Origin of the sequence: Novosphingobium subterraneum, from assembly GCF_000807925.1 — a bacterium.
Lineage (GTDB): Bacteria > Pseudomonadota > Alphaproteobacteria > Sphingomonadales > Sphingomonadaceae > Novosphingobium > Novosphingobium subterraneum.
Map to the genome: position 1 here is coordinate 93,453 of NZ_JRVC01000020.1, position 8,303 is coordinate 101,755.

An 8,303-nucleotide genomic window follows, 5' to 3' on the forward strand; every position below is an offset into this window, starting at 1 on the left:
ATCGTCAGTTTCCAAGCAATTCGGGCAGCCCCAGCGCCAACGCGGGGAACAGGATCAGGATGAGCAGGTGCAAAAGGTCGCTCGCCAGGAACGGCAGCACGCCCTTGAAGATGCGGTTGATCGAAACGTCCTTGGCCACGCCCTGGATCACGAACAGGTTCATGCCCAAGGGCGGATGAACGAAGCCGATTTCCATCGCGCGGCACAGGAAGATGCCGAACCAGATGGCAGACATGCCCACGCCTTCGACCACCGGCAGCAGGATCGGCGTGGTCAGAAGCATCAGCGCAAGGCCATCGAGCACCGAACCCAGCAGCAGCAGGATCACCGCAACAAGGATCAGCGTGGGTATCGTGCCGAGGCCAAGGCCGGTGACCCAGGCGCCGATGGCGTCGGTCAGCCCTGTAACCGAAACGAAGACCGAGAAGACCAGGGCGCCAATGATGACCATGAGGATCAGCCCGCTCGTGCGCAGCGTTTCCTCGAAGGCCTGCATCAGCATGGCGCGATTGAGGCGCTTGCGCCACGCCGCGATGGCGAGCGCGCCCGCTGCACCGATCGACGCGGCCTCGGACGGGCTGAACCAGCCGAGCGCAATGCCGCCGATGACCAGCGCGATCAGCAAGATCATATCGGCGATCCTGCCGATGGCCTGCCACCGCTCTGCCCACGATGCGCGGTCGCTGGCCGGGGCAATATGCGGGCGCAGGCGCACGGCGATCCAGATGACCGCGCAATAGAGCAGCGCCTGCGTCAGCCCCGGCACGATTGCTGCGGTAAACAGTTTGCCGATGGACTGTTCGGCAATGATCCCGAACACGATCAGCGCGCCCGAAGGCGGGATCATCTGGCCCAGCGTGCCGCCCGCCGCGACAGTCCCGGTCGCCAGTGCGTCCGAATAGCCGCGCTTGCGCATTTCTGGCAGGGCAACAAGGCCGATGGTCGCTGCCGTGGCCAGGCTCGATCCGTTGATCGCACCGAAGCCTGCGCACCCGCCGACCGAGGCATAGGCCAGCCCGCCGCGCCGATGGCCGACCAGCTTCGCCGCCGCATCGAACAGATCGCGGCTGGCGTTGGAAGAGAAGAACAGGTGCGCCATGAACATGAACAGCGGCAGCGTGCCCAGTTCATAACGGGTCAGCGTATCGACCAGCACTACCCCGCCCTTGATCAGTGCGGGTTCGAGGCCGAGCACAAGGCACAGCCCGCCAAGCCCGACGAGGCCCAGCGCCACGCCGATCGGCAGGCCCGACAACAGCAGCGCAAAGAGGATCACGACACCGATCACGCCGGTCGCGGGCGTCGCAAACATCACTTGCGCCCCCTGACGGCTTGCGCGAGCAGCACTGCGGTCGTCGCCAGCAGTGCCAGGTTGGCGAATAGCCGCATCCAGCGCCACGAGATGCCGAGCAGTTCGCTCTCCTCGTGCCCGCTCCACAGATCGGCCATGAGCCACAGCGACCCGGCGAGAAGCCCGGCAAAGAACACCGCGCCCAGCAGGCCCGAAAGCCGCGCCATGGCGGCCTTCCCGGCATCGCCCATGCGGTCCACCACCAGATGCACCTTGGCGTGCGCCCGCTCCGCAGTTGCCACCAGCAAGGCCAGCGATCCGGCAACGAGGACAAAGAGCTGCACCAGTTCGATGGAGCCCCGCAGCGGCAGGCCGACATGGCGGCCGATCACCGCAACAGTATCCGTTGCTGTTGCGCCGAGCAGCGCGACCCCGCCGAGCAGGGTGATGGCGTTGCGCACCCCGATCATGCGCGCACCGTGCCGTCAGCGGCGATGGTGATCGGCGGCAGTCCGGCCTTCCGCGTGATGTCTTCGATATAGCGGGCGATCTCGGATTTCCTCTCGCCTTCGGCCAGAACCGGCCTTCCGGGTGCCAGAACGTCCACCGGGATGATCCCGGCTTCGATCCGGCCATCTTCATGGACTGTCAGTCGCCCGAGCATGGCATTGACGGCTTCCGGATGAAACGGCGCGAGGGTAAAGGCCGGGTCCGGTTCGAAACCGAACAGTGCCTTGCGCCTCTCGGCCCACTCGCGCCGCGCCGGGTGGTCCTGCGCCGGGCTAAGCGCACTCGTCACGACGCAACCATTGCCGAGGCCATGGAAGATCGGCTTGCGCTGATGGAATTCGATCCCGCGAACGATATGCGCGTGATGCCCGATGACCACGTCCGCCCCGGCCTCGATGGCTGCATGGCTGATCGCGCGCTCGTAGGGGGCGAGGCGGGCGGGCGTGTGCACCACGCCCTTATGTAGCGCGACCATGACGAAGTCTGCCTTTTCGCGCACCGCCGCGATATCCTTGCGGAGCACTTCGAGCGCCTGATCCGTCACAACGACAAGATCGGCGGCAGGGGCGATCGGTCCACCATCAGCAGTTTCGATCCGCAGATAGGCGCAACCTGCCTGGGCATCGCCAGCCCAGCTGTTTTCAGGCCCGACGCAGTTGTAGCTGAGCAGGGCAATGCGCATGCCGCAGCGCTCGACCATCGCCGGCTTGCGCGCCTCGACCAGCGACAGTCCTGCGCCCGATCCGACGAGACCTGCCTCGGCCATGAGGGACAGCGTGTCAGCGATTCCTTCTGCCCCGCAATCGGCAATGTGGTTTCCGGCAAGGCTCAGCATGTGAAACCCCGCCGCAGCGATGGCGGCAATGCTCTCGGGCGGCGCGCCCGGCGCGGGAACGTCGCCTTGCAGCTCCTGTCCCCGCCCGGTGTGCGGCACCTCGAGGTGACCCACCGCAAGGTCGGCCTCCTTCAGCGCCGGGGCAATTCCCGCCAGCCAGTAGGGGGCATCGGGCTCGTCGAGCACGAGGTCCCCCGCCAGCACCATGGTAACCGCCTTGCGCACTTGCGACCCTTCAGTTCTCAGAACGACTTGCGCAGGCTTACCGCAAACAGCCGCCCGATGGGATCGCTGGCGGTGGCGTCATAGCCGCCGCTGCCGTTGCCGCTTGGCGCAAGGTTCACGTAAGGCGGATCGGTGTCGAACACGTTGCGCACTTCGAGGCCGAGCGTCATCCCCTTCTCGAAGAACCCACTTGCCTGCTGGTCGCCGATGCGGAACGTGAGGTTGAGGTCAACCGGGGTGTAGCTCTTCACGTTCTGGCCGCCGACCGTCAGGTTGTTGAAGTAGCCACCGACATGGATCGCCTGCACACGCGCGCTGAACGGACCGTGATCCCAGGTCACGCTGCCCCGCGCCTTGAACTTCAGCGGGTTGAAGATGAAGTCCAGCCGATCGATCAGCGGCGCCTTGGGCGTCAGCGCCACGCGGTACTTGGTGAGGTAAGTGCCCGAAGCGTTGAAGGTCAGCGCATCCTCGCTGCCCAGTTCGGCGCGCCACGTGGCGGTGAAATCGATGCCACGGGTGATCGAGACGCCAAGGTTCTGGCTGCGCCCGTCAACGAACAGGGTCACGTTGGCCGGGTTGCCACCGGGGAAAGACCCGCCCGCCAGCGTCACGCCCTGCGCCAGCAGCTGCTGCACGCGCGTCGCGGCATCGGTGCCGCGCAGGATGATGCCCGTTCCTGCATACTGCGCCTCGGTGCCAAGGATGGCGAGGTTGGAGAGGTTCGCCAGCACCTGGTTCTTGTAGTTCACGTCCCAGTACGTGACCGAGAAGCGCAGGTTGCGGGTCGGTTCGAAGTCCGCACCGACCGACCATGACGTCGCCGTCTCGGGCTTCAGATCGAGGTTCGGGCCCGACAGGGCATAGCCCTGCAACGGCGCGCCGCCCGCCGGGTTCTGGTAGGACTGGCCGAACAGGTTGTTGGAATTGCCGTAGATCTCGGGGATCGTCGGCGCGCGGAACGATGTGCCATAGCTGCCGCGCAGCTTGATCCCGTCGACCGGCACCCAGTTCACGCCGAACTTGGGATTGGTCGTGCTGCCGACATCGCTGTACTTGTCATGACGGACCGCGGCATTGATCTCGAGCCGCTGGAACCCGGGCATGGCATTGTCCGGCCCGAACACGGGAATGAACAGCTCGCCATAGAACGAATCAACCTTGCGGCCGAAGTTGCGGAAGGTGATCGGATTCGTCGGCGCGCCGCGTGCGGAGCCGAGCGCGACCTTGAAGTCCTGCCGCTCATACCCCGTCGCCAGCTTCACTTCGCCGCCCGGCAGCGCGAAGAGCCCGCCGTTGAGCCGCGCTTCGTACGTACGCAGGCGGCCATTTGTCGGCGCAAGAAAGATCTGGTTGGCGATGCCATCGAGCACGGCCTGGCTGGTGCGACCGAGACCATAGGGATCGAACGCCGTCGCGGGATTGCTGCTGGCGAGCGCGGCGTTGAGGGCTGCATTGTTCACGCCGAAGTAGGAGCCCGAGAAATCGTTGGTCTTGCCATAACCGAACAGGGCCTCGGCTTCCCAGCCTCCGGGCAGCTTTGCCTTGATCCCCGGCGTGATCTGCCAAGAACGGGCGTAGCCATAGGAATCGTTGGTCGGCAGGTCGTTCCGGAAGTTGTAGTCGAGCGTGTAGCTCGAGCCGGTAAAGCCATCGGGCCGCACGAAGAAGGCATTGGTCTGCGGCACCGTCAGGCGCGCATTCGAATAGGCCGAGATGCGATAGAACGAGCGCTTGGAATAGAACCCGTCGTAGAACACGTCGAGCCAGTCGGTCAGTTCGTAGCGGCCAGTGCTGTTGACCGAGTCATACTTCTGGCGCGGGATCAGGTCCTGATTGTCGAGCTCGTCGCACTTGTTGAGCGAACCGGCAGTGAGGCTTCCTGCGGTGGCCTGCGTCACCCCGCTGGAGGGAATCGCATAACTCGTGCCGTTGGCGTTGATATTGCCCGGCGCGCAGCGGACGATGCGATAATCGCCACCGCCAAAGCGACGCTGGTCGCTGGTGAAGAAATCACGGTCGTCGCCCGAAAGGTTTGAGCGTTCGACATGCTCGTAGGCGACCATGATCTGCCCGCGTTCGAACACTTTGCCCAGCGCTGCGCCCAAGGTATATTCGTGGAAGTCGCCCCGGCTGGAGATGCCGGTGCGGGCAAACACTTCGCCACCATCGAGCGAGCGGCGCGGGATCAGGTTGACCACGCCCGCCACCGCGTCGGACCCGTAGATCGCCGAAGCGCCATCGGCGACCACTTCCACGCGCTCGATGCCCAGCGAAGGAATGACCGAAGGATCGATAGAGCGGCTGTTGTTGGTCACGCGGTGGCCATCGACCAGCACCAGCGTGGCATAAGGTCCGATGCCGCGCAGGTTGACCGAGTTGCCATAGGTGATGTTGCCGCTGCCGCCCGATTGTCCGCGCGAGTTCTCGGACACGCCGAGGTCGAAGACCTGCGGGATCTCCTTGATCATGCGGTCGACGGTGACCTGGCTCGAAGCCTCGATCTCCTTGCGACCCAGCGTCGTGACGGTGGAGCCGACCGGCGCCTCGCCGCGCACGCGGCTGCCGGTGACGATGATCTCGGCGTTGCTGGCCGCGCCCTCTTCAGGTGTATCCTGCGCCGCCTCCTGCGCGAAGGCCGCACCCGAAAGCGTGATCGCCAGCGCGCAGCACCCCAGCTTCAGCATGGCCCGCGAGGCCCCGATCCTCTTGCCCTTCATAATCCCCTACTCCTTCCCTGAGCCGTCGATGCGGCTTTGCATTTCAAAAAGAACTCAGTCGTTTACCGGCAGATCGAGCCGGGATGCATTGGCGCCGCCGCGATGCACGGTGATGACCGGCGCCGGGTTCTGGCGAATGTCCTTGAGATTGCGCTGGCGCGGATCGGCCCCCGCCACGGTCAGCCGCAGCCGCGCGCCCGCTGGCACCACGCGCGACACCGGCGTCATGTCGATGTTGACGCGCACGACCTGACCGGGCCGAACCGGCGCGACATCGGCCATCATTCCCGAATGCCACGGCAAGCCCATCGTGTCGTAGGGGGCCTTGCCCTCCTTGCGGTGCGAAAGCGCGAGCCGCCCGAACGCCACGACCTCGGCCTTGCCGCTCGCATCGACCTGATCGAGGTAGACGAAGACGTTTGCGTCAGTCTTGTCGGTCGAAATCGCCAGCCGCGCCACGGGGAAGCCCACCAGCTTCACCGGCGCAGTCAGCGCGGGCGTGGTATAGGACAGGCCATTGGCGTCCATCGGCTGGGCCCAGAACGCGAAGTACTCGGGGTCCGGAAGATCGTAGTTGACCGTGAAGCGATCCGCGCCGCGTCCGCCCGCCGAGGCGCGGAGGAGACCATCATTCACCGATCGCGCCGTGCCGCTCTTCCCCTCTTCAAGGAACCAGGACACCGGCTTGGCCCCCTCGCCCGGCAGCAGGTTGGAGCGAACATAACCGCCCTTCCCATCCATGCCTTCGAGCCAGTAGGTCGCGCGCGGGGCAGACTCCATGCCATTGGCCGCGCCTTTCAGAGCGTGGTCGAAATAGCGCGTGACCTCACCGGTAAAGTCGAACCCCGGCGGCGGCACGCAATGGCTTCCGGGCCCGGCAAGGAACCTTGAGCCCGGCATGTTGGCGGCGCTGATCAGGGCCTGCGCTGTCGGCTCGTCCTGCCAGTTGCTCCAGAAGTAGGTGGCGATGCCTGCGGCACGGATGCGGTCCAGGTAGTTGAACGTGCCGACCTCGTTCCAGAACTCGTTTCCGGTGAAGGCCGAAACGCTGTCGCGATAAGGCATGCCGTACCACAGCGGGGCCATCGGCGTGTTGGCGGCATGCTCGGCCACGGCGGCCTTCAGCATCGCCCCATCCGTGTCGGCGTCAACCGGGACGCTGGCGAGGTCGACTTCGGCAGGCTCGTCAGGCCGGGTGTTGAACTGCGCAGGGATGCCGCCGCGCCGCACGAAGGCATACTTGTCGAGGTCGGAAGCGCCGATGAACACGGCCTCGAGCGACGGCGGGGTTGTCGTGGCAGTATGGAACGTCGATCCGCCGAGGTAGGAACATCCGATCATGCCCACCTTGCCGGTGGAGAACGGCTGGCGCGCCAGCCACTCGACCAGATCGTGACCGTCATAGGCCTCGGTACGATCCTGAAATCCCCGACGGTGTCCGAAGGAAGCGCCCTTGCCGCGAATGTCGGCGGTGGCCACAACGTAACCCGCCCGGATCAGCGAGCGCATGGCGAGGCGATCATCAAGCGCAAGTTCGACGACCTTGCCATCCTTGTCCCTGAAGCGCGCTCGATAGGGCGTGAACGAGAAGATCACCGGCAGACGCTCAGGCGCAATCGTGGCACCACTGGCGGGCCGGTAGATGTTCACGGCCAGCCTCGTGCCATCGCGCACCGGCACGTAGATCGACTGGCGCACGACATCAGGATAGCCGTCCGCGGCGGCAGCAACGGGCCCAGCGACGAACGTGGCCACGCTTGCCAGCGCCACGATGGCGCCCGTAAGATTGCGGATTCCCTTCACGATGCTCTCCCGGACGGATCGATGCGCCGCTCTTGCAACCTTGTGATCACCTATCCCGCAAGCGCTTACAACTGAAAAATGGACAACGATATTGTTGACAATTTCGTCCATAACCAGCGATAAGGTTGCGCATGGTCCAGGATGCAGCCATTGATCGCGCCCCTACGGGGCAGGAAATCGCCGATTGGGTCCGTCAACGCATCCGGACCGGCCGCTTCGTGCCGGGCCAGCGACTGGTCGAGGTCGATATCATCCGCCAGACCGGGGCGAGCCGGTCAAAGGTGCGCGAGGCGCTCAAGCGGCTCGAAGGCGAAGGCCTTGTCGAGATCGAGGAATTTCGCGGCGCGTCGGTCCGCAGCTCCACGCTTGACGAGGTCCGCCAGATCTATCGGGCGCGCATGGCGCTCGAAGGCATGGCGGCGCACGATTTCACCGTGAATGCCGATGCCGTCATGCTGGGCCGGCTCAAGGCCTTGCAGGACCAACTTGACGCCTGTGTGCGCGAACGCGCGCCGGACCGGTTCGGCAGGCTCAACAATGAATGGCATCGCCTGATCGTCGAAGGATCGGGCAACAAGGTCATCGCCGATCACCTCCAGCGGCTGAACGTGCCGATCCATCGCCTTCTTTTCGAAAGCTTCTATGACGAGGAGCGCCTGAAGACCGCCAACGCCGATCATCAGGCCATGCTTGCACTGATTCTCGCCGGGGACGCCGATGGTGTCGAACGCGCCATGCGCCAGCACATCGGCGACGGGTTCGAAACCCTCGCCCGCATCGAGGACGAATTCTACCGCTGACCGGGTCCCGTCACGGCTTGAACGTCCAGACTCCCGCCATCGGCCCGCCTTCACCGAACAGCGCGGTCATGGGATCGGCGCTTTTGGCGGCGCGGGAGAGTTTGTCGGCGAGGGGGTCG

At 65.1% G+C, this 8,303-nt stretch carries 6 protein-coding genes; 1 reads left to right on the forward strand and 5 read right to left on the reverse strand.

The features are described from left to right. Positions 1–4 precede the first annotated feature (4 nt). From NJ75_RS17485 to NJ75_RS17505, 5 genes are read right to left on the reverse strand one after another with little or no spacing between them, the layout of a single operon-like run. A complete protein-coding gene (locus NJ75_RS17485) occupies positions 5–1,312 on the reverse strand; it encodes a TRAP transporter large permease (protein WP_039336799.1) in 1,308 nt (435 codons plus the stop codon). Continuing rightward, positions 1,312–1,761 carry a TRAP transporter small permease gene (locus NJ75_RS23450; RefSeq protein WP_052242615.1) on the reverse strand — a complete coding sequence of 150 codons (450 nt, stop codon included), beginning with the start codon at positions 1,759–1,761 and terminating at the stop codon, positions 1,312–1,314. Before NJ75_RS23450 ends, NJ75_RS17485 begins: the two co-directional genes overlap by 1 nt. Next, entirely contained in the window at positions 1,758–2,861 is a 1,104-nt protein-coding gene (locus NJ75_RS17495; RefSeq protein WP_236727183.1) for a CapA family protein, read from the reverse strand. The genes NJ75_RS23450 and NJ75_RS17495 overlap by 4 nt, the downstream gene beginning before the upstream one ends. A 17-nt stretch (positions 2,862–2,878) precedes the next feature. Then, a complete protein-coding gene (locus NJ75_RS17500; protein ID WP_052242616.1) occupies positions 2,879–5,581 on the reverse strand; it encodes a TonB-dependent receptor domain-containing protein in 2,703 nt (900 codons plus the stop codon). A gap of 54 nt (positions 5,582–5,635) precedes the next feature. Beyond that, entirely contained in the window at positions 5,636–7,384 is a 1,749-nt protein-coding gene (locus NJ75_RS17505; protein WP_236727184.1) for a CocE/NonD family hydrolase, read from the reverse strand. 131 nt (positions 7,385–7,515) lie between these two features. Between NJ75_RS17505 and NJ75_RS17510 the strand changes: the two genes are divergently transcribed. Continuing rightward, entirely contained in the window at positions 7,516–8,184 is a 669-nt protein-coding gene (locus NJ75_RS17510) for a GntR family transcriptional regulator (protein ID WP_039336804.1), read from the forward strand. Positions 8,185–8,303 lie beyond the last annotated feature (119 nt).

Bases quoted from the DNA above. Each gene is read 5' to 3' on its own strand.
- NJ75_RS17500 (WP_052242616.1), bottom strand. From the start codon at position 5,581: ATGAAGGGCAAGAGGATCGGGGCCTCGCGGGCCATGCTGAAGCTGGGG.
- NJ75_RS17485 (WP_039336799.1), bottom strand. From the start codon at position 1,312: ATGTTTGCGACGCCCGCGACCGGCGTGATCGGTGTCGTGATCCTCTTT.
- NJ75_RS17510 (WP_039336804.1), top strand. From the start codon at position 7,516: ATGGTCCAGGATGCAGCCATTGATCGCGCCCCTACGGGGCAGGAAATC.
- NJ75_RS23450 (WP_052242615.1), bottom strand. From the start codon at position 1,761: ATGATCGGGGTGCGCAACGCCATCACCCTGCTCGGCGGGGTCGCGCTG.